Origin of the sequence: Sphingosinicella sp. (assembly GCF_041916975.1) — a bacterium.
GTDB lineage: Bacteria > Pseudomonadota > Alphaproteobacteria > Sphingomonadales > Sphingomonadaceae > Sphingosinicella.
The window spans coordinates 289,176-307,921 of record NZ_JAYRYK010000001.1; the positions used below are offsets into that span (position 1 = coordinate 289,176).

General features: G+C 65.8%; 20 protein-coding genes. 4 read left to right on the forward strand and 16 right to left on the reverse strand.

Translation table 11 applies throughout. From position 1 onward, the window contains the following. Positions 1-3: 3 nt before the first annotated feature. The 7 genes from dxr to rpsB form a co-directional block, all read right to left on the reverse strand. The gene (gene dxr, locus ACE3TJ_RS01430) at positions 4-1,167 is read right to left on the reverse strand and encodes a 1-deoxy-D-xylulose-5-phosphate reductoisomerase (protein WP_374593142.1); all 1,164 of its coding nucleotides are present in this window, start codon (positions 1,165-1,167) and stop codon (positions 4-6) included. Next, positions 1,164-1,955, reverse strand: a complete 792-nt coding sequence (locus ACE3TJ_RS01435) for a phosphatidate cytidylyltransferase (protein WP_374593144.1) — start codon at positions 1,953-1,955, stop codon at positions 1,164-1,166. Before ACE3TJ_RS01435 ends, dxr begins: the two co-directional genes overlap by 4 nt. After that, positions 1,942-2,610 (reverse strand): isoprenyl transferase, encoded by a 669-nt coding sequence (locus ACE3TJ_RS01440; protein ID WP_374599263.1) that lies wholly within the window; start codon positions 2,608-2,610, stop codon positions 1,942-1,944. The genes ACE3TJ_RS01435 and ACE3TJ_RS01440 overlap by 14 nt, the downstream gene beginning before the upstream one ends. Before the next feature lie 77 nt (positions 2,611-2,687). Beyond that, positions 2,688-3,242 carry a ribosome recycling factor gene (gene frr, locus ACE3TJ_RS01445; protein ID WP_374593146.1) on the reverse strand — a complete coding sequence of 185 codons (555 nt, stop codon included), beginning with the start codon at positions 3,240-3,242 and terminating at the stop codon, positions 2,688-2,690. A gap of 18 nt (positions 3,243-3,260) precedes the next feature. Next, on the reverse strand, positions 3,261-3,980 hold the full coding sequence (pyrH, locus tag ACE3TJ_RS01450; RefSeq protein WP_374593148.1) for a UMP kinase: 720 nt from the start codon (positions 3,978-3,980) through the stop codon (positions 3,261-3,263). A gap of 90 nt (positions 3,981-4,070) precedes the next feature. After that, complete coding sequence (tsf, locus tag ACE3TJ_RS01455; protein WP_374593150.1) at positions 4,071-4,997, reverse strand: translation elongation factor Ts; 927 nt, start codon at positions 4,995-4,997, stop codon at positions 4,071-4,073. 103 nt (positions 4,998-5,100) lie between these two features. Next, complete coding sequence (gene rpsB / locus ACE3TJ_RS01460) at positions 5,101-5,850, reverse strand: 30S ribosomal protein S2 (protein WP_121048966.1); 750 nt, start codon at positions 5,848-5,850, stop codon at positions 5,101-5,103. Between the two features lie 215 nt (positions 5,851-6,065). Here rpsB and ACE3TJ_RS01465 point away from each other — a divergent pair, with 215 nt between their 5' ends. Beyond that, the gene (locus ACE3TJ_RS01465) at positions 6,066-6,278 is read left to right on the forward strand and encodes a hypothetical protein (RefSeq protein WP_374593152.1); all 213 of its coding nucleotides are present in this window, start codon (positions 6,066-6,068) and stop codon (positions 6,276-6,278) included. Here the strand turns inward: ACE3TJ_RS01465 and ACE3TJ_RS01470 are convergent. The 5 genes from ACE3TJ_RS01470 to ACE3TJ_RS01490 form a co-directional block, all read right to left on the reverse strand. After that, entirely contained in the window at positions 6,272-6,742 is a 471-nt protein-coding gene (locus ACE3TJ_RS01470) for a CYTH domain-containing protein (protein WP_374593154.1), read from the reverse strand. The genes ACE3TJ_RS01465 and ACE3TJ_RS01470 overlap by 7 nt on opposite strands. After that, entirely contained in the window at positions 6,742-7,608 is an 867-nt protein-coding gene (locus ACE3TJ_RS01475) for a CHAD domain-containing protein (protein WP_374593156.1), read from the reverse strand. The genes ACE3TJ_RS01470 and ACE3TJ_RS01475 overlap by 1 nt, the downstream gene beginning before the upstream one ends. A gap of 286 nt (positions 7,609-7,894) precedes the next feature. After that, a complete protein-coding gene (locus ACE3TJ_RS01480) occupies positions 7,895-8,743 on the reverse strand; it encodes a 4-(cytidine 5'-diphospho)-2-C-methyl-D-erythritol kinase (protein WP_374593157.1) in 849 nt (282 codons plus the stop codon). Then, positions 8,740-10,413, reverse strand: coding sequence for a tetratricopeptide repeat protein (locus ACE3TJ_RS01485; RefSeq protein ID WP_374593158.1), 1,674 nt, complete (start codon positions 10,411-10,413; stop codon positions 8,740-8,742). Before ACE3TJ_RS01485 ends, ACE3TJ_RS01480 begins: the two co-directional genes overlap by 4 nt. Positions 10,414-10,423: 10 nt before the next feature. Beyond that, complete coding sequence (locus ACE3TJ_RS01490; protein WP_374593160.1) at positions 10,424-12,076, reverse strand: electron transfer flavoprotein-ubiquinone oxidoreductase; 1,653 nt, start codon at positions 12,074-12,076, stop codon at positions 10,424-10,426. A gap of 131 nt (positions 12,077-12,207) precedes the next feature. Here ACE3TJ_RS01490 and ACE3TJ_RS01495 point away from each other — a divergent pair, with 131 nt between their 5' ends. Next, on the forward strand, positions 12,208-12,981 hold the full coding sequence (locus tag ACE3TJ_RS01495; protein ID WP_374593162.1) for a uracil-DNA glycosylase: 774 nt from the start codon (positions 12,208-12,210) through the stop codon (positions 12,979-12,981). Further along, entirely contained in the window at positions 12,971-13,498 is a 528-nt protein-coding gene (gene moaB / locus ACE3TJ_RS01500) for a molybdenum cofactor biosynthesis protein B (protein ID WP_374593165.1), read from the forward strand. The genes ACE3TJ_RS01495 and moaB overlap by 11 nt, the downstream gene beginning before the upstream one ends. Positions 13,499-13,638: 140 nt before the next feature. On the opposite strand, the gene ACE3TJ_RS01505 is transcribed toward moaB, so the two are convergent. Continuing rightward, the gene (locus tag ACE3TJ_RS01505) at positions 13,639-13,974 is read right to left on the reverse strand and encodes a VOC family protein (protein WP_374593167.1); all 336 of its coding nucleotides are present in this window, start codon (positions 13,972-13,974) and stop codon (positions 13,639-13,641) included. Positions 13,975-14,029: 55 nt separating this feature from the next. Here ACE3TJ_RS01505 and ACE3TJ_RS01510 point away from each other — a divergent pair, with 55 nt between their 5' ends. Beyond that, the gene (locus ACE3TJ_RS01510) at positions 14,030-15,094 is read left to right on the forward strand and encodes a PA0069 family radical SAM protein (RefSeq protein ID WP_374593169.1); all 1,065 of its coding nucleotides are present in this window, start codon (positions 14,030-14,032) and stop codon (positions 15,092-15,094) included. Here the strand turns inward: ACE3TJ_RS01510 and ACE3TJ_RS01515 are convergent. The 3 genes from ACE3TJ_RS01515 to ACE3TJ_RS01525 form a co-directional block, all read right to left on the reverse strand. Continuing rightward, on the reverse strand, positions 15,091-16,722 hold the full coding sequence (locus ACE3TJ_RS01515) for a long-chain-fatty-acid--CoA ligase (protein WP_374593171.1): 1,632 nt from the start codon (positions 16,720-16,722) through the stop codon (positions 15,091-15,093). The two genes, ACE3TJ_RS01510 and ACE3TJ_RS01515, sit on opposite strands and share 4 nt — an antisense overlap. Before the next feature lie 269 nt (positions 16,723-16,991). Then, entirely contained in the window at positions 16,992-17,846 is an 855-nt protein-coding gene (locus ACE3TJ_RS01520; protein ID WP_374593173.1) for a phosphatidylcholine/phosphatidylserine synthase, read from the reverse strand. Then, positions 17,843-18,649, reverse strand: coding sequence for a phosphatidylserine decarboxylase (locus tag ACE3TJ_RS01525; RefSeq protein WP_374593175.1), 807 nt, complete (start codon positions 18,647-18,649; stop codon positions 17,843-17,845). Before ACE3TJ_RS01525 ends, ACE3TJ_RS01520 begins: the two co-directional genes overlap by 4 nt. Positions 18,650-18,746: the final 97 nt, after the last annotated feature.

Here is an 18,746-nt window from a genome sequence, read left to right on the forward strand (position 1 = left end):
CCATCAGTGTGCGCGACCTCTTATGTGCGTCTCGCCGACACGCCGCGCCTCGCTGTCGCAGACCAGCACGTCATCGAGCGATTCGACGGCGTGACCGCCGACGACTTCCATCGTTTGCTCCACAATCGCGGCAATATCGAGGAAGCCGATTCTCCCTTCCAAAAATGCCGCGACCGCCACTTCGTTGGCGGCGTTTAACACTGTGGGAGATGAACCCCCGCTGACGAGCGCCTCTCGGGCGAGGCGGAGCGCAGGAAAACGTGCGGGATCGGGCGCCTCGAAATCGAGCCGCGCGACCTGCGCGAGATCGAGCCGCGCGCAGGGTGTCGCCATCCGGTCCGGCCACGAAAGCGCATAGGCGATGGGAATCCGCATATCGGGCGACCCCAGCTGCGCGAGCATCGAGCCGTCGATATACTCGACAAAGCTGTGAACCACCGATTGCGGGTGCACAATGACGTCCAGCTGCCTCTCCTCCACCGGGAACAGGTGATACGCCTCGATAAGCTCCAATCCCTTGTTCATCAGCGTGGCGGAATCGACGGAAATCTTGGCGCCCATCGACCAGACCGGGTGCGCGACCGCCTCGGATGGCGTCACCGCCGCCATTTCAGGGAGGCTGCGCGTGCGGAACGGGCCGCCGCTCGCCGTGAGGATGATGCGGGAAACGCGCTCCGGGTTCTCGAAATCGAAGACCTGGTGGATGGCATTGTGCTCGGAATCGACCGGGAGCAGATGCGCTCCGCTGCGCTTTGCCCGCGCATTCACGAGCTCGCCCGCGCAGACGAGCGTTTCCTTGTTGGCGAACGCCACGCGCGCGCCGCGCTCGACGGCGCGGAGCGTCGGCGGCAGGCCCGCGGCGCCAACGATGGCCGCCATAACGATGTCGCTCGGCACGTCGGCGGCGTCACTGAGCGCCTGCACGCCTGCCGCCGCTTCGATGCCGGACCCTGCGAGAGCGTCCTTCAGGTCGCCGTAAGCGCTGTCGTCCGCGACGACTGCCATGCGGGCGCCGAGGCGGCGCGCTTCGGCGGCAAGGCTGCGCACATCGCGGTTCGCGGTGAGCACGTCGACGGACCAGCGTTCGGGCTCGCGCGCGACGAGGTCGATCGTCGAGCGGCCGACCGAGCCGGTGGCGCCGAAGATGCTGATCGTGCGCGCCGTCATCGGGCAAGGCCGATCGCGACGGCGACGAGGACGCTGACGGGTACTACACCGTCCAGCCTGTCCATCATGCCACCGTGCCCCGGAAGGAGGCTGCCGGAATCCTTTACGCCCGCGCGGCGCTTCAGGTGGCTTTCGAAGAAGTCGCCTACCTGCGCCGCGACCGCGAGGCTAGCGCCGAGCGCCGCCGCGAAGGCAGGTTCGAGGCCGAGACCGAACTGGCGGGAGAGCAGCCACGCTGTCAGCGCCGCCGCGACCATGCCGCCGCCGAGACCCGCCCACGTCTTCGAAGGGCTGATGCGCGGCGCGATCTTGGGACCGCCGATGGTGCGGCCGGAGAAATAGGCGGCGATGTCGGTCGCCCAGACGATCGCGAGCGCCCAGATCACAAGCTGCGCGCCGAGCGGTTCCGCACGCAGCCAGACGAGTGCGATCCCCGGAAACGCGGCATATAGCACGCCCCATGCCGCGATGCGGGCGAGGAAGAACAGGCTCGCTGCGGTCACACCAACCAGCACCAGTGCATAGGCGAGGTATCCGAGATGCGTGAACAGCACCGCCCCGGCGAGCGCGAACATGCCGGCCAGCCGCACCGAGCGGCCGACGCGGTGCATCGCGCACCACTCTCCGTAGATGAGCAGGATGACGACGGCGACGAGGAGCGCGAAGGCGATGCCGCCAAGCCATACCGCGCCGAGCGCGAGCGCGATCAGTGCGATACCGACAACGATGCGCGGCAAGAGGTCGCCGTAGCGCGACCCCGGCTTCACGGCAGGCTCAGAGCCCGCCATAGCGCCGTTCGCGCACACCGAACGCTTCGACGGCGCGGCGCAGCGACTCGCCGTCGAAATCCGGCCAGTATTGCTCGGTGAACACCAGCTCCGCGTAAGCCGCCTGCCACATCAGAAAGTTCGACAGGCGCTGCTCGCCCGAAGTGCGGATCACGAGATCGAGCTGCGGCAACTCGGCGGTGTCGAGGCGCGCCGTGATGTCCGCGGGGGTCACGGCATCGGGCGCCATGCGTCCGGCCGCGACATCCCTTGCGATGCTGCGCACGGCGCGCGTGATCTCGTCCTGCGAGCCGTAGTTGAGCGCGATGACAAGACGCAGGCGCGTGTTGCCTGCCGTGCGCGCTTTCGCGCCTTCAAGCAGTGCGAGAATATCCGGCGACAAGCGGCTGTAATCACCGATGAAGCTGAGGCGTACGCCGTTCCGGTCCAGCTCCGCGATCTCGCTAAGGAGATACTGCTTGAGCAGACCCATCAGATAGCCGACCTCGTCCTCCGGGCGTTTCCAGTTTTCGGAGGAAAAGGCATAAAGCGTCAGCACCTCGATGCCGAGATCGGGCGCGGCCTCGACGACCTTGCGCACGGCCTCGACGCCGGATTTGTGCCCTGCGATGCGCGGCAGACGGCGCGCCTTCGCCCAGCGACCGTTGCCGTCCATGATGATGCCGACATGGCGCGGCCCGGCGGACTCCTGCCCGCTACCGGTGCGCGCGGCTGGCGGAACGGCAGGCGACGTCACTGGCCGAGGATTTCCTTTTCCTTGGCGGCGCAGACCGCGTCGACATCGGCGATCGCCTTGTCGGTGAGCTTCTGCACTTCGGTTTCGAGGCGCTTTTCCTCGTCCTTGCCGATCTCGCCCTTCTTCTCGGACGCCTTCAGCGCGTCCATGCCGTCGCGGCGGACGTTGCGAACGGCGATCTTCGCCTTTTCGCCATACTGCGAGGCGAGCTTGGCGAGTTCCTTGCGGCGCTCCTCGGTAAGGTCGGGGATGGGCAAGCGCAGCGTCTGGCCGTCGACGATCGGGTTGAGGCCGAGCCCGGCCGCGCGGATCGCCTTTTCGACCGGCTGCACGTTGCTGCGGTCCCACACCTGCACGGAGAGCATACGCGGTTCCGGCGCCGTGACCGTCGCGACCTGGTTCAGCGGCATGTGCGCGCCATAAACCTCGACATTGACCGGATCGAGCAGCGACGTGGAAGCGCGGCCCGTGCGCAGGCCGCCAAGGTCGTGCTTTAGCGCGTCGAGCGCGCCGGTCATGCGGCGTTCGATATCAGCCTTGTTGTAGCTCATGCTCGGTCCCTTCGGGTTCTATTGGTTGCGCACGATCGTGGAGACGCCTTCGCCCGCAAGAACCCGCGCAAGGTTGCCGTGTTCCCGGATATTGAAGACGACGATCGGAATGGAATTTTCGCGGCAGATCGCGACGGCGGACGCGTCCATCACCTTGAGATTGTCGGCGAGCACCTTGTCGTAGCCGAGGGACTCGTAGCGCGTCGCGCTTTTGTCCTTCTTCGGATCGGCGTTGTAGACGCCGTCGACGCTGGTGCCCTTGAAGAGCGCGTCGCACTGCATTTCCGCCGCGCGCAGCGCAGCGGCGGTGTCGGTCGTGAAATAGGGATTGCCGGTGCCCGCCGCGAAGATAACGATCCGGCCCTTTTCCATGTGCCGCACGGCTTTGCGGCGGATGTAGGGCTCGCAGACGCTCGACATCGGGATCGCGGACTGGACGCGTGTGTCGACGCCCATGCGCTCGAGGCTGTTCTGCACGGCGAGCGCGTTCATCACGGTCGCCAGCATCCCCATGTAATCGGCGCTCGCGCGGTCGAAACCCTGCTCTGCCGCCGCGAGGCCGCGGAAGATGTTGCCACCGCCAACGACGAGGCAAAGCTCGAAGCCTGCTTCCTTGGCGATGCGGACTTCATCGGCGACGCGGTTGACGGTGGAGGTATCGATGCCGAACGACTGGTCGCCCATCAGCGCCTCGCCCGACAGTTTCAGAAGAATGCGCTTGAACGGCTTAGATGACATACTTTTTGTCGCGCCTCCCAATACGCGGGGCGCACCTTAGTTGGCCGGCGGGGGGCGGACAAGCGCCGCCACCCCGCTTTCGGCTGAATTTTAACGACCGACGGCGGCGGCGACTTCAGCCGCGAAATCGGTCTCTTCCTTCTCGATGCCCTCGCCGAGCTGGAAGCGCACGAACTCGGCAATTTTCACCGGCGTGCCAAGGTCTTTCGCGGCCTTGGCGACCACGTCCGACACCTTGCTCTTGCCGTCGATCACGAAGATCTGGCCGAGCAGCGTCGATTCGCCGAGGAACTTGCGGACGCCGCCTTCCACCATCTTCTCGACGATGTCGGCGGGCTTGCCCGACTGCGCGGCCTTCTCACGCGCGATCGAGCGCTCACGCTCGACAACGGCCGGGTCGACACCCGTCTCGTCGAGCGCCAGCGGGTTCGCGGCAGCAATGTGCATGGCGAGCTGCTTGCCGAGCGCTTCGAGCTGGGCGGTATCGCCCGTCGATTCGATCGCCACGAGCACGCCGATCTTGCCGAGGCCCGGCGCAGCGGCGTTGTGCACGTAGGACGATACGACGCCCGCCGAGACCGAAACCTGCGCGATGCGGCGCAGTGACTGGTTCTCGCCGATCTTCGCGATGTTGTCGGTCAGCGCTTCCGAGACCGGCTTGCCGGCCGCAGTGGTCTGCGCGCCGAGCGCGGCGACGTCCGTGGTGCCGCTCGCGAGCGCGAGGTCGGTCACTTCGCGCACGAAGCCCTGGAAGATGTCGTTCTTCGCCACGAAGTCGGTTTCCGAGTTCACCTCGACCGCCGTGCCCTTCGTGCCGCTGGTGGCGACGCCGACGAGGCCTTCGGCTGCCGTACGGCCCGCCTTCTTGGCGGCGGTGGCGAGGCCCTTGGCGCGCAGCCAGTCGACCGCGGCCTCGAAGTCGCCGCCGGTTTCGATGAGCGCCTTCTTGCTGTCCATCATGCCGGCGCCAGTGCTCTCGCGCAGATCCTTCACAAGCTGTGCCGTGATCTCGGCCATGTGCTTAATCCCTTCTGTCTTTGAATGAGGCGGGGCGGCTGCCCGTTACGGCGCCGCCCCTTCCGTTTTGTGACACACCGCTCGAAAAGCGGCGCGTGGGGCGTCAGGCGGCGACTTCGGCCTGCGGCTCGGCCGCTGCACCGAGGTCCGCACCCAGATCGCGCTGACGGTTCTGGTTGCCGCCGAGAACCGCGTCCGCGATCGCATCGCAGTAAAGGCGGATCGCGCGCGAGGCGTCGTCGTTGCCCGGGATCGGGAACGCGATGCCGCTCGGGTCGCTGTTCGTGTCGAGGATCGCGATCACCGGGATGCCGAGCACGTTGGCTTCCTTGACGGCGAGGTCTTCCTTGTTCGTGTCGATGACGAACATGACGTCGGGCAGGCCGCCCATGTCGCGGATACCGCCGAGCGAGGCTTCGAACTTGTCGCGCTCGCGCGTCATCTTCAGCACTTCCTTCTTGGTGAGGCCGTGCGTGTCGCCGGCAAGCTGCTCTTCGAGCTGCTTGAACTTGCGGATCGACTGCGAGATCGTCTTCCAGTTGGTGAGCATACCGCCCAGCCAGCGGTGGTTCACGAAGTGCTGACGCGAACGGCGCGCGGCCTCCGCGATCGGCTCCTGCGCCTGGCGCTTGGTGCCGACGAACAGCACCTTGCCGCCGGCAGCAACCGTGGCGCGGACGAATTCGAGCGCGCGCGCGAACTGCGGCACGGACTGCGACAGATCAATGATGTGCACGCCATTGCGATCGCCGAAGATGTAAGGCTTCATCTTCGGGTTCCAACGGTGCGTCTGGTGACCAAAGTGGGCGCCGGCTTCCAAAAGCTGCGCCATCGTGACGACGGGTGCCGCCATAATCGTTTCTCCTTCCGGTTTTACCTCGATGCAGGAGGAAGGCAGCGGACCGCCCACCGGATATGTTCCCGCATCTGTGGAATGCGGCGGCCTTTAGCCCCGCGCGGCGGTAAATGCAAGGGGTGAGCGCGGCCTGCCGATTGTCCCGGCGATTGTCCGGGGGACGAAAGCCGTGTACTGCGTATCAAGCGCAAAGATCGTCTTGGGAGGACGACATGCTCAAATCCGCGCTTATTCTCGGCATGGCCGCTACGGCGGCGGGGTCGGCTGCTCCCGATACTGGGCGGGCCGACCGAAACAGTGTGTTCGTTCTGTTTAGCGGCGGCGCACCTACGATCCAGATCAACACCGGCACGCGCGCCTGCCCCTTTGAAGCGCCGAAAGCATCCTCCGCACGCCGCAGCAAACCGGTGTTCACTATCTACTGAGCCGTCGGAAGCCCGTGCACGGCGAGCGCCGCGTTGTAATAGCGCGGATCGCTCGTCACTTCGCGGCCCAGCCACGCCGGCCGGATCACGGCTTCATCCTCGCGCTCCAGCTCGCATTCCGCGATGACGAGGCCCGCGAACTCCCCTTCGAAAACATCGACTTCCCAAAGCCTTCCGTCCTCGATGACGTCATATCGCCGCTTGGCGAGCAGCCGCCCGCTCCGCAGCGCGATCAGCGCGCGCGCATCTTCGAGCGGCACATCGTATTCGAACTCGTCGCGGGAAAGGCCGGAGACGCGGCCCTTGATGGTGAGCCTGCCGGCGTTGTCGTCGATGACCCGAACGCGCACCGAGGCGTGCTCGCCGCGCGCGATATAGGCCTGCGCCATCGCCCGGCTGCGCACGACGCTCGCGCGCCAGCCGTCACCCGCCACCAGGAACTTGCGTTCGATTTCCTTTCCCATCACGCAGCGTCGCGCCAGCGATCCCATGCGCGTTCCCAGCGGCGCAGGCGCGCCTTGCAGGGCTCCTCGAAAAGCACGGCGCCAAGCTTCAGCGCCTCTTTTTCAAGCGCGTGCCGCCGTTCGGCCGCCGCCTTTTCAAGACGCCTGAGCGCCTTCTCCTTGCGATCGTGGAGCCGCGCCTCGAGCGCGCAGAGGTCGTGCTGCTCGCCGAGAAGATTGCCGAGCCGCCCCAGCATCTCGCCGCGCGCACCAAGCCCGGGATCGATGTCGTGGAGCAGGCGCACCTGAAAGCCGTGGTCCTTGATGTGCTTGCGCCACTCGTGGAAGGCCTCGATATCGCCGCCCCCCGCCTCGTCCATCAGCGCTGTTGCCTTGCGGCAGGTCCGTCGCAGCCCCTTGCGAAGCGCTCCGAACCCGTCGCGTTCGAGCCGCCACTCTCCGGCCGCAGCCCGCAGCGCGAGAAGCCGTGCGCGTGTCTCATCAAGCACAGCGCCGCGCACGCGCAGAGCCGCCGCCTGCTCGTCAGCCTCCAGTTCTGTGCGGAAGGTCGCGAGCGTCTTGCCGGCGCTTTCGCCCGCAACGCTGTCGAACGTCGCGAGCAGCACCTGCGCCTCACGCACGTCGGCAAGCCTTGCCGCGAGCGTGCGCAGCGCCGCGTTCGCCTCGGAATAGCCCGGAAAGACCGCACGCAGCAGCCGCAACAGCGCGCGTATCCGCTTGGTTGCCGTGCGGACGCCGTGGACGCTGCGTTCAAGATCGGCGTCCGCGCTCGCCAGCGCCGCAAGCGCGCCGTCAAGCTGCTCGGTCGCGATCCGGCGCAGCGCGGCCTCGATGCCAGCGTCGCCCGGCGCGAAACGATAGGCCATAGGTCGATGTCGCTCCGCCTTGTTTCAGCAAGCCGCTATAGGCGCTTGGCGCACAAAAAAAAACGGCGGACGCAAACTCAATGCGTTCCGCCGTCAGTTTCTCGGTGTGGGTCAGCTCAGGCAATCGACCCAGACCGAAAGCTGCGGGGCCTGTCCATACAGACATCCTCGCGCTGCCAGCCTTGCTTCAGCAAGGGCAGTGCCAGAACATCAATTGTTTTAAATCAATGGCTTGTGAATGACGTCATTTTGGCGATTCTGTGCCGCCCGCCCCGTTTCGGGACAGTCAGCGCAGTCTGCCCGCTGCCGTCCACCAGTCAGGATACGCGGCCGCGATGGCGGCGCGGGCCGCTTCGGCATCCGTATCCGTATCAAACAGCGCGAAGCATGTGGCGCCCGAGCCCGACATGCGCGCGAGCGTCGCGCCCGGCCGAGCCGCGAGCGCGGCGATCACCGTGCCGATCACGGGGCAGAGCGAAATCGCAGGCGCTTCCAGATCATTTCGCCCCTCGTGCGCGGCGGCAAGCGACGGGCCGCTTGCAAGCGCGCCCCGGTCGATGCCGTCCCATGCCGCGAACACGCGGCCAGTCGCAAGCGGTACGCCTGGATTGACGAGCAGTACGGCTTTGTCGCGCACATCGTCGTCGGCGAGCGTGCGAAGCTGCTCTCCCACCCCGTCGCCGCGCTGTGTGCGGCTGCCGACACAGGCGGGCACGTCCGCGCCAAGCGACGCGGCGATTCCGCACAGCGCCGCTTCATCGGTGTCGATTCCCCAGAAGCAGTTCAGGAGACGCAGCGCTGCTGCCGCGTCCGCTGAACCGCCGCCGATGCCCGAGGCGACCGGCAGGCGCTTGTCGAGCGTGAGCGCCGCACCAGCTCTGACCCCGTGAGCGCCGGCAAGCGCGCGTGCCGCACGCATCACGAGATTGCTCTCGTCCGCGGGCAAGCCATCGCCGAACGGGCCGCGGATGGTCAGCGTGACGTCATCGGCCGCACGCACGGATAGACGATCGCCGAAATCCGCGAATGCGAAGATCGTTTCGATGTCGTGGTAACCGTCCGCGCGGCGGCGGCGCACGTGGAGCGCGAGGTTGATCTTCGCCCAGCCGGTTTCGGCGGCGGCTTCGCCGGTCACTTCTTCGCCGTATCCCTCAGCGCGAGATCGAGGCCGTAGTCGTACTTGGCCTCGAGCGTCCCCTTGCGCTCGGGCGTCGGCCCGGCGTCGAGTGCGGCCTTCCAGCGGTGGCGCGCCTCGATACGGCGGCCGATCATCCAGTAGGCATCGCCGAGGTGCTCGGTGATGACGGGATCGTCGGCAACTGCCGCGACTGCCTGCTCCAGCGTTGCGGCGGCGGCCGCATATTCGCCCGCCTGATACTGAGCCCAGCCGAGCGAATCGGTGATGTAGCCGTCCTCCGGCGCGAGCCCGTGCGCCTTCTCGATCAGGAGGCGTGCCTCCGGTTTCGAAAGCCCGCGATCGAGGAGGGCGTATCCGAGATAATTGAGCAGCGTCGCGTCGCCCGGCTGCTGCCGGATCGCCTCGCGCAGCGACGCTTCCGCCTCGGGCCACTTGCCGGCCTGCTCGAGCGCAGAGCCTTTCAGGAAATGCAGCCGCCAGACGATCGACGCGTCTGCCGGGCCGAGCGCAAGCGCCTTGTCGTAGGCAGCGGCGGCATCGAGGAAGCGCTTCGCCGATTGCAGCGCATCGCCGTAGCGCGCCAGATCCTCGGCGCGGGCACCTGGTGCGTTTGCGGCATTTTCCAGAAGCTGCATCGCTTCGGGTTCGCGGTCGAGGCGCGCGAGGATCGCCGCCTCCTGCCCCAGCGCCATCGCCTTCTCGTCGTCGCTGCCGCGCACCTTGCGAACCGCATCGAGTGCCGCCTCGTAACGCTCTGAAGATGCAAGAAGTTCGGTCGTCAGCAGCCAGCCCGAAGCCTGATCGGGCGCGAGCATCGTCGCGATGCGCGCCAGCGTGAGTGCAACCGGGATCGGCCGTTCGCGTGAGAGATCGGCCGCCATGCGCAGCGCGAGCAGCGCGACGCCCTCGCTGGCGTTCGCGGGAATGCCGACGATCGGCGTGCCCGCGGCAAGCGCGGCCTTCGCCGTCTCCACATCGGTGTGCCCTGCCGACTCCGTCAGCCGCTTCAGCGCTTCTTCGGGCTGCTTTTCCGCTTGCAACGCGCGTGCAGCAGCGATGCGCATACGCACATTGCGGCCGCCGTCGTCCTTGGTCAGCTCGTCATAGATTTCAGCTGCTTCCGCATAGCGCTTCGCACGGAACAGCAGGTGCGCACGGTGCTCCAGCACATAGGTGCGCGCGAAGCCATCGAGCTTTTCAGCGTCGAGCTTGCGGATACCCTCGGCAGTTTTGCCGCGCGCCTCGGCGATCCAGGCGTCGATGATCGGCACGATGAAGCTGCCGAAGCCCGCATCGGTGAGCCGCGCCGTCGCCTCGCGCGCCTCGGTCCATTTCCGCGTCTTGATGGCGTTCGCGACGAGCAGCAGCGTGACGCCACTGTCGAAGCGGTCCTGCCGCGCCAGCCGCTCGCCGACACCCACGGCAAGCGCCTCGTCGCCCGCCGCGATGGCAAGGTCGAAGGTCTGCCGCAGCAGTTGCGGATCGTCGGGCGCATAGGTGAGCGCGCCCGCGAAATAGTCCGCCGCGCGCCCGAGTTCGCCGTTCGCGAGCGCAAGGTGCCCCTGCACGTAGCTGCCGTAGTCCGCTTCTTTCACCGGCATCATGGTCGCCTTCGCCGCCGGCGCCGCAAGCGCGGATGCGAGTAGGAAGGCTACGGCTGCACGCATGGGACTCTCGCTACATGTTGGGATAGTTCGGACCGCCGCCGCCTTCGGGCGTGACCCAGTTGATATTCTGCGTCGGATCCTTGATGTCGCACGTCTTGCAGTGGACGCAGTTCTGCGCATTGATCTGGAAGCGCGGATTGCCTTCCTCCTCGCCGATCACCTCGTAGACACCGGCCGGGCAATAGCGCTGGGCAGGCTCGTCGTAGAGCGGCAGGTTGTACGAAATCGGGATCGACGGGTCTTTCAGCTGCAGGTGGACCGGCTGGTCCTCCTCGTGGTTCGTGTTCGACAAGAATACCGAGGAGAGGCGATCGAACGTCAGCACGCCGTCGGGCTTCGGATAGTCCGGCTTCTTGCAGTGCTCCTTGCGCCACAGCTGTTCGTTGTCCGGGTGATGCTTCATCGTGAATGGCAGACGAATGCCGTACTGTTCGAGCCACATGCTCGCCCCGGCAAGCAGCGTCCCGACGAAATTGCCGAATTTTTCGACAAGCGGGAGCGTGTTACGGACGATGAAGAGTTCCTTCTTCACCCAGCTTTCATCGTAAGCGGTGGTGTAAGCGGAAAGTTCATCCTGCGCGCGTCCGGCGGTCACCGCTTCAAACGCCGCGTCCGCCGCCATGATTCCGGTCTTGATCGCGGTGTGGGAGCCCTTGATGCGCGGCACGTTGACGAAACCCGCCGCGCAGCCGACGAGCGCGCCGCCGGGGAACACCAGCTTCGGCACGGCCTGATAACCGCCATCGTTGATCGCGCGCGCGCCGTAAGAGACGCGGCGGGCGCCTTTCAGCATTTTCGCGATCGCCGGATGCGTCTTCCAGCGCTGCATTTCGTGGAACGGCGAGAGATGCGGGTTGCGGTAATTGAGCCACGTGACGAAGCCGAGAGCGATCTGGTTGTTCGCCTGATGATAGATGAAACCGCCGCCGTTGGCATCGTCGAGCGGCCAGCCCTGCGTATGGATGACAGCGCCCTCGTCGTGATTGTCGGGATCGACATCCCACAGCTCTTTAATCCCGATTCCATAGACTTGCGGCTCACTGTTCGCATCAAGTGAGAACCGCTTCTTGAGCTGCTTGGTCAGATGGCCGCGCACCCCTTCGGCAAAGAACGTATATTTCGCATGAAGTTCGAGGCCCGGCTGATACGATGGCTTGCGGCTTCCGTCGCGCGCGATCCCGAAGTCACCGGTGGCCACCCCGCGCACGGCGCCATTCTCGTCGAACAGAACCTCGGAGGCCGGAAAGCCGGGGAAGATTTCGACGCCGAGCGCTTCCGCCTGGGAACCCAGCCAGCGGCAGAGGTTGCCGAGGCTGCCCGTGTAGCAGCCGTCATTGTCCATGAACGGCGGCAGCAGGATATGCGGGAAGTCGAACTTCCGGTTCTTCGTCAGAATCCAGTGGTGGTTTGACGACACCTCGACCGTCATCGGGTGACCGTCCATCTCGCGCCAGTCCGGCAGCAGTTCATCGAGCCCGCGCGGATCGAACACCGCGCCCGAAAGGATATGCGCGCCGATCTCCGAGCCCTTTTCGAGCACGCAGACCGAAATCTCCTGCCCTGCCTTCTGTGCGCGCTGCTTCAGCCGGATCGCCGACGCGAGACCCGCCGGTCCGCCGCCGACAATGACGACGTCATAGGCCATCGATTCGCGTTCGCTCATGGCTTCCTTTCCTTTCCCCCGTTTGCAACTCTAGCCGCGCGCCTTATGGCATACGACACAATAATGGTTTTGGCGGGTTTGATAGGTCGCAAGGCCGGGCTTGGCCAGAGCGGATTGAAGAGTTGAGGGACATGCGAGTGTTGGAGGGGAGCGAGCGCGACGAACTGCTGGCCACGCTCGGCTGGTGGGTCGAGGCGGGCGTCGATACGCTCGTCGAAGCGACCCCGCGCGACTGGCGCACGCCTCCAATGCGCGTCGAGACGCGGGAGATCCCGGAAGCCGCGCCCGAGCCGGAGCTTGTGCTGCGGGCCAGCACTGCCACCCTGCCGGCCGCCGCCGCCGCGACCACGATCGCCGAGCTGCGCCACGCCGTCGAGGTGTTCGAAGGCTGTCCGCTTCGCGCCGGCAACGTCAGTACCGTGTTCGCGGACGGCAACCCTGAGGCCGACCTCATGCTGATCGGCGAAGCCCCCGGCGCGCAGGAGGACCGCATGGGCCTGCCGTTCGTCGGCCCCGCGGGCCAGCTTCTCGACCGTATGCTCGCGGCGATCGGCCGCAACCGCACCAGCACCTACATCACCAACGTCACCTTCTGGCGTCCGCCCGGCAACCGCACGCCGACCCCGGCGGAGGTGGAGACGACGATGCCGTTCGTCCGCCGCCACATTGCTCTGGTGCGCCCAAAGGCGATCGTCGCGCTCGGCGCCTGCGCCGCGCGCGCGCTGACAGGTGACGTCACCGGCATCATGCGGCTGCGCGGCCAGTGGCGTACGCTTGCCGTGGAAGGCGCGGATTACCCCCTTATGCCGACGTTACACCCGGCGTTCCTGCTCCGCCAGCCCGACGCGAAGCGCCTCGCGTGGGCCGATCTTCTCGCCGTGAAAGCGAAACTCGATGCCGATTGACGAAAGCCTGCCGTTCATTCCCGTCCGCATCGCCGTGCTCGCTGTTTCCGACACGCGCACCCTCGCCGACGACCGCTCGGGGAACACGCTTGTCGAGCGGCTGGAGGGTGCAGGGCATATGCTTGCAGCACGGGAGATCGTGAAGGACGACGTTGGCACCATCGTCGAGCAGCTCGCGGCGTGGATCGACGACCCGGAGATCGACTGTGTGATCACCACCGGCGGCACCGGCGTCACAGGCCGTGACGTCACGCCCGAAGCGCTTGCCGAGGTCTGCGAGAAGGAAATTCCGGGCTTCGGCGAACTTTTTCGCTGGCTGAGCTTCCAGTCGATCGGCACGTCCACCGTGCAGTCCCGCGCCACGGCGGGAGTGGCGCGCGGCACCTACATTTTCGCCCTGCCCGGCTCCACGGGCGCAGTGAAGGACGGCTGGGACGGCATTCTCGCTACCCAGCTCGACAGCCGCCACCGCCCCTGCAACTTCGTAGAACTGATGCCGAGGCTGCAGGAGCGCTAGGGCGTATCGCCATTCAGCTCTGACGGCCTGCAAATGGTGGCTCTCCGCGCTTCCGGTGCTCACGTACCTTTAGTACGCTCCGCTCCGGGTCACAGAAATCCACCATTTTCGGCACCTCATCTTCTGAATGGCGATCCGCCCTAGTCGCTCTTCACGGCCGCAAGCTCGTGCCCTTCGAGATCCAAGAAGTGGAAGCGACGGCCTCCCGGAAACGGGAAGATGTCCAGGCTGATCGTACCGCCTGCCGCGATCACTGCCTTCCGCACGGCCTCAAGGTCATCGACCTCGATCACCGGCAGCAGATGCGCGGTCACGTGCTCGCCCGTGGCGTTGAAGCCGATGTCCGTATCGCCCGTCACCGTCGCGGCATAATCCGGTCCGAAGTCGTTGATCTTGAACCCGAATGCGTCCGCATAGAAGCGTTTGGCCTTCGCGATATCGCGCGTCGGCAGTTCCACATAGTTGAAGCGCGCCATCGTCGTTCCCCTAATTGTTCTTGATTTGTTCTTAAACGACGCGCATGATTTGTCAATGTCGAGACGCGTCAACGCCGCGCGCGGCGCAACCCTGAACACGATCAGCACCCGCTTCGACGATATGGCGCGCGAGGCGGACGGCGACTGGCTGGACTCCGTAGCCGAGGACGACTTGCCGCCGTTCCGCACGGAGATCAGCTACGAAACGCCTCGCACCGCGATCACGCGCAACACCTCGCCCGACCTTCCCTTCGACCGTTCCATAAATGCCTATCGCGGCTGCGAGCACGGCTGCGTCTATTGTTTCGCCAGGCCCTCACACGCGTACCTCGGCCTCTCGCCGGGCCTCGACTTCGAGCGCAGGCTGACGGTGAAGAAAAACATACCCGAGCTGCTGAGGAAGGAACTGGAGAATCCGCGCTACCAATGCCGCCCCATGGCGCTCGGCACCAACACTGACCCCTACCAGCCCGTAGAAGGAAAATACAGCACCACACGGAAAATCCTCGAAATTCTGTCCGAGACCAATCACCCGGTAATGATCACCACCAAATCCGCGCGGGTGATGCGCGACATCGATATCCTCGCCCCGATGGCGGAGCGCGGTCTTGCCGCCGTGATGGTGTCCGTCACCACGCTCGATCCCGAAACCGCGAAGACGCTGGAGCCGCGCGCGACTGCCCCGCACCGACGCATCGCGGCGGTGAAGGCGCTCGCCGAAGTGCGCGTGCCCGTTTCCGTATCGCTCGCCCCGCTGATCCCGGCGATCAACGACCACGAGATCGAGGCGATCCTCGAAGCCGCGGCGAAGGCGGGCGCGGACATGGCCTCGATGATCCTCATCCGCTTGCCGCACGAGGTCTCGCCGATCTTCCGTGCCTGGCTCGATGCCCACATGCCGGACCGCGCCGCACGCGTGCTGGCGCACATCCGCGAGATGCGCGGCGGCAAGGACAACGAGGGCGACTTCCACGCGCGCTTCAGGCCGCAGGGCGCCTATGCCGCGATGATCCGCGCTCGGTTTCAAGCCGGACTCCGCCGATTCGGCCTCACCCGCCGCGACGTCCCGCTCCGCACCGACCTGTTCAGCCCGCGCGGCAAGCAGTTCTCGCTATTCTAGGCTGCGTCCGGGAAGCGGTAGTCCTTGAACTGCTGGCGCAGTGTCAGCTTCTGGATCTTGCCCGTTGCCGTGTGGGGAATTTCCTCCACGAAGACGACGTCGTTCGGCATCCACCACTTGGCGACGCGGCCTTCGAGGTGATCGAGAAGCTCCTGCTTGCTCGGGTTTGTTCCCGCCTTTGGCACGATGATGAGCAGCGGCCGCTCGTCCCACTTCGGGTGCGGCAGGCCGATCACCGCCGCTTCCGCCACTGCGGCATGGCCGACAGCCTCGTTTTCGAGCTCGATGGAGCTGATCCACTCGCCACCGGACTTGATCACGTCCTTCGCGCGGTCGGTGATCTGCATGTAGCCGGAAGCATCGATTGTGGCGACGTCGCCTGTATCGAACCAGCCGTCGGCGTCGAGCACGTGACCGCCATCGCCCGCATAATATTCGCGCACGATCCAGGGCCCGCGCACCATCAGGTGGCCGAACGCCTTGCCGTCGCGCAGCATCTCGTTGCCGTTGTCGTCCACGATCTTCATCTCGACGCCGAAGATCGAGCGGCCCTGCTTGGTCTGGATATCGAACTGCTCTTCCTGCGGCTTTTCAAGCGCCTCGGCGGAAAGCGAGCCGAGCGTGCCGAGCGGCGACATCTCTGTCATGCCCCAGGCGTGGCAGACGGTGACGTCGTACTTCTGCTTGAAATCGACGATCATCGAGCGCGGCACGGCCGAGCCGCCGATGACCACGCGCTTAAGTTCGCCGAGTCCTTCGCCGGTCTTTTCGAGGTGCTGGAGCATCGCGAGCCACACCGTGGGCACCGCGGCGGTGAGCGTCACCTTCTCGCGCAGGATGAGGCCATGCAGCGTCGGCGCATCAAAATGCGCGCCGCCCATCACCAGCTTGGCGCCTGCGGCGGCGGCGGCATAGGGCACGCCCCACGCGTTCGCATGATACATCGGCACCACCGGCAGGATCGATGTCGAAGACGTGAGGCCGAGGGCATCCGCCGAATTGGCGCCGAGCGTGTGGAGCACGTTCGAACGGTGCGTGTAGAGAACGCCCTTGGGATTGCCGGTCGTCCCCGAGGTGTAGCAGAGCCCGGCGGGCGTCTGTTCGTCGATATTCGCCCATTCGAAATCGCCGTCGCTCGCCGCGATCAGGTCCTCATAGACGAGAAGATTCGGGATGCTCGTTTCGGGCAGATGCGCACGCCCCGTCATCAGCACATAGTGCTCGACCGTGTTCAGCTTCGGCGCGATGCGCTCGACGAGCGGCGCGAAGGTGAGATCGAAGAACAGCACGCGGTCGCCCGCGTGGTTGATGATGTAAACGATCTGCTCTTCGAACAGGCGCGGGTTCACGGTGTGCGCGACCGCGCCCATGCCCGAGATGCCGTACCAGCACTCCACGTGGCGCTGCGTGTTCCACGCGAGCGTCGCCGCGCGGTCGCCGAGCCGGATGCCGAGACGGCTTAGGGACTGCGCGACCTTGAGCGCGCGTTCGCGCACCTCGCGCCAGTTCGAACGGGCTTCGCCGCCTTCCACAAGCGCGGTGACAATCTCGCGCGAGCCGTGATTGAGCGCCGCATGATCAATGAGTTTCCAGACCAGCAGCGGCCAGTCCTGCATTCCGCCTAACATGATGACTCCTCCCAAAGAGCGGCGGGAGGCTAGCCGGAGCCCTGCCGCCGATCAATCCAGCGCTGACAAGAGGCCCTCTTGACAACGAGAGAACAAATATGGAACAAGCGAACATGAGAAGAACAAAAGGGGTTCAAACATGGCCTTCATGCTCTCTGCCACGCTTTCAAGCCTGTTGCTTTTCGTAAGCCTCGCCGTGGTTGCTCACATGTTCGCGGATGCACGCGTCGCCATTGCGCGTGCGCTTCGCGGCGAAATCGATGTCGTGATTACGGAACGTCTGGTGACGGCGGTTGAGCCGACGCCGCGTCCGTGCTCGGCTCCGCGGTATCGGGAATGGCAGCCGCTGCCGCTTGCCGCCTGACCTTGCGGTACGACAGGATCGCCATCGGGATCGTGGCGGCGTAGACCACGGAGATCAGCGAGAGCGTCATGTACGGCGCGGAAAGCAGCGCACCTGCGAACAATGCCACGCCAACGAGTGCCATGATCCGGTATTCGGGGCGGATGCGCACCGATTTCCACGAATAGGTCGGCAGGTTCGAGACCATCAGGAACGCGACCGTGCCGACGACGACGGCGGTCACGGCAGTGCCGACCTCCGAATAATGCGCGAAACGGGTCGGCTCCAGCCAGTAGTAGAGGAACATCGGGCTCAGAGTCAGCCCCGCACCTACCGGCGCGGGAATACCGGTGAGGAAGCCGTGCTTCTTGTGCGGCTGGTCGCTGACGTCGAGGTTGGCGTTGAAACGCGCGAGCCGCAGCGCACAGCAGACGGCATGGGCGAGCGCGACGATCCAGCCCGCGCCTGGAAGCTGCTCCAGCGTCCACAAATAGATGACGAGCGCAGGCGCGACGCCGAAGGCGGTGACGTCGGACAGCGAATCAAGTTCGGCGCCGAAGCGGCTCGCGCCCTTCAGCAAGCGCGCGACGCGCCCGTCGATACCGTCGAGCACACCCGCTACGACGATCGCGAGGATCGCGCGGTCGAAATCCCCGGCGATGGCAAGACGAACGGAGGTGAGCCCCGCGCAGAGCGCGGCAATGGTGATGGCGTTCGGGATCAGCACCCGAATCGGGATCACCCGCTTCAGCCTGCGCGGCGGCTCGTGATCGACCTTCACTGGCTGACGCCGCGTAGCCGCTCACCTGGGGCGCCGGGACGGCCGATCACGGTTTCGCCGGCAACGGCGCGCTGGCCGACCGCGACAGTGGGGACGGTGCCTGCGGGCAGGAACACGTCGACACGGCTGCCGAAGCGGATGAGACCGACGCGCTGGCCTGCACCGACGCTCTCGCCCGTGTTCACGAACTTAATGATCCGCCGCGCGACGAGGCCGGCGATCTGCGTGAAGCCGATGCGGCGCCCATCGGCGCCCTCAACGACGAAATACTGACGTTCGTTGTGCTCGCTCGCCTTGTCGAGCTCGGCGTTCAGGAACTTGCCGGGCACGTAGACGATGTCGCGGAGCGTACCCGCGATCGGAGAGCGGTTCACATGGACATCGAACACGCTCATAAAAATCGAAACGCGCGTGAAGGTTCCCTCGCCGATGCCGCGTTCGCTACCGGAAATCTCGCGCGGCGCCGGAACCTCCATGATCTGCGACACAAGTCCGTCGGCAGGCGAAACAACGAGCCCCGCCCCCTCGGGCGTGACACGCGCGGGATCACGGAAGAAAGCAAACGTCCAGACGGTGAGCCCCGCCGAGAGCCAGCCGAGGATGTTCCAGTCCGCGATAAACCAGAAGAATCCGGTGAGCACCGCCGCGAGCACCACGAACTTGTTGCCGTCCGGGTGAATCGAGGGCGGAAACTTGTAGGTCGCCGCCGGTTCAGCGGGCGCAGGCGCGGGCGCCGCAGCGGCGGGCGCAGGCTGCGTTACGGGTGGCGTCACTGGCGGCTCGGGGGGTGTCGTGTCGTTCATGCACCTATCTTTAGCCCCTGCGCGCGGGCGATGACAACGCGCAGGTTGAGAGAAAGCGGGCGGAGAGCGCCTTTGCCGCCCCCGCGCCTGTTGATCT

Coding starts and splice junctions, on each gene's coding strand:
- ACE3TJ_RS01525 (WP_374593175.1), bottom strand. CDS start 18,649: ATGAACGACACGACACCCCCCGAGCCGCCAGTGACGCCACCCGTAACG.
- frr (WP_374593146.1), bottom strand. CDS start 3,242: ATGAGCTACAACAAGGCTGATATCGAACGCCGCATGACCGGCGCGCTC.
- ACE3TJ_RS01440 (WP_374599263.1), bottom strand. CDS start 2,610: ATGGACGGCAACGGTCGCTGGGCGAAGGCGCGCCGTCTGCCGCGCATC.
- ACE3TJ_RS01465 (WP_374593152.1), top strand. CDS start 6,066: ATGCTCAAATCCGCGCTTATTCTCGGCATGGCCGCTACGGCGGCGGGG.
- ACE3TJ_RS01470 (WP_374593154.1), bottom strand. CDS start 6,742: ATGGGAAAGGAAATCGAACGCAAGTTCCTGGTGGCGGGTGACGGCTGG.
- ACE3TJ_RS01505 (WP_374593167.1), bottom strand. CDS start 13,974: ATGGCGCGCTTCAACTATGTGGAACTGCCGACGCGCGATATCGCGAAG.
- ACE3TJ_RS01490 (WP_374593160.1), bottom strand. CDS start 12,076: ATGAGCGAACGCGAATCGATGGCCTATGACGTCGTCATTGTCGGCGGC.
- ACE3TJ_RS01435 (WP_374593144.1), bottom strand. CDS start 1,955: ATGGCGGGCTCTGAGCCTGCCGTGAAGCCGGGGTCGCGCTACGGCGAC.
- rpsB (WP_121048966.1), bottom strand. CDS start 5,850: ATGGCGGCACCCGTCGTCACGATGGCGCAGCTTTTGGAAGCCGGCGCC.
- pyrH (WP_374593148.1), bottom strand. CDS start 3,980: ATGTCATCTAAGCCGTTCAAGCGCATTCTTCTGAAACTGTCGGGCGAG.
- ACE3TJ_RS01485 (WP_374593158.1), bottom strand. CDS start 10,413: ATGCGTGCAGCCGTAGCCTTCCTACTCGCATCCGCGCTTGCGGCGCCG.
- moaB (WP_374593165.1), top strand. CDS start 12,971: ATGCCGATTGACGAAAGCCTGCCGTTCATTCCCGTCCGCATCGCCGTG.
- dxr (WP_374593142.1), bottom strand. CDS start 1,167: ATGACGGCGCGCACGATCAGCATCTTCGGCGCCACCGGCTCGGTCGGC.
- ACE3TJ_RS01515 (WP_374593171.1), bottom strand. CDS start 16,722: ATGTTAGGCGGAATGCAGGACTGGCCGCTGCTGGTCTGGAAACTCATT.
- ACE3TJ_RS01510 (WP_374593169.1), top strand. CDS start 14,030: ATGTCGAGACGCGTCAACGCCGCGCGCGGCGCAACCCTGAACACGATC.
- ACE3TJ_RS01475 (WP_374593156.1), bottom strand. CDS start 7,608: ATGGCCTATCGTTTCGCGCCGGGCGACGCTGGCATCGAGGCCGCGCTG.
- tsf (WP_374593150.1), bottom strand. CDS start 4,997: ATGGCCGAGATCACGGCACAGCTTGTGAAGGATCTGCGCGAGAGCACT.
- ACE3TJ_RS01495 (WP_374593162.1), top strand. CDS start 12,208: ATGCGAGTGTTGGAGGGGAGCGAGCGCGACGAACTGCTGGCCACGCTC.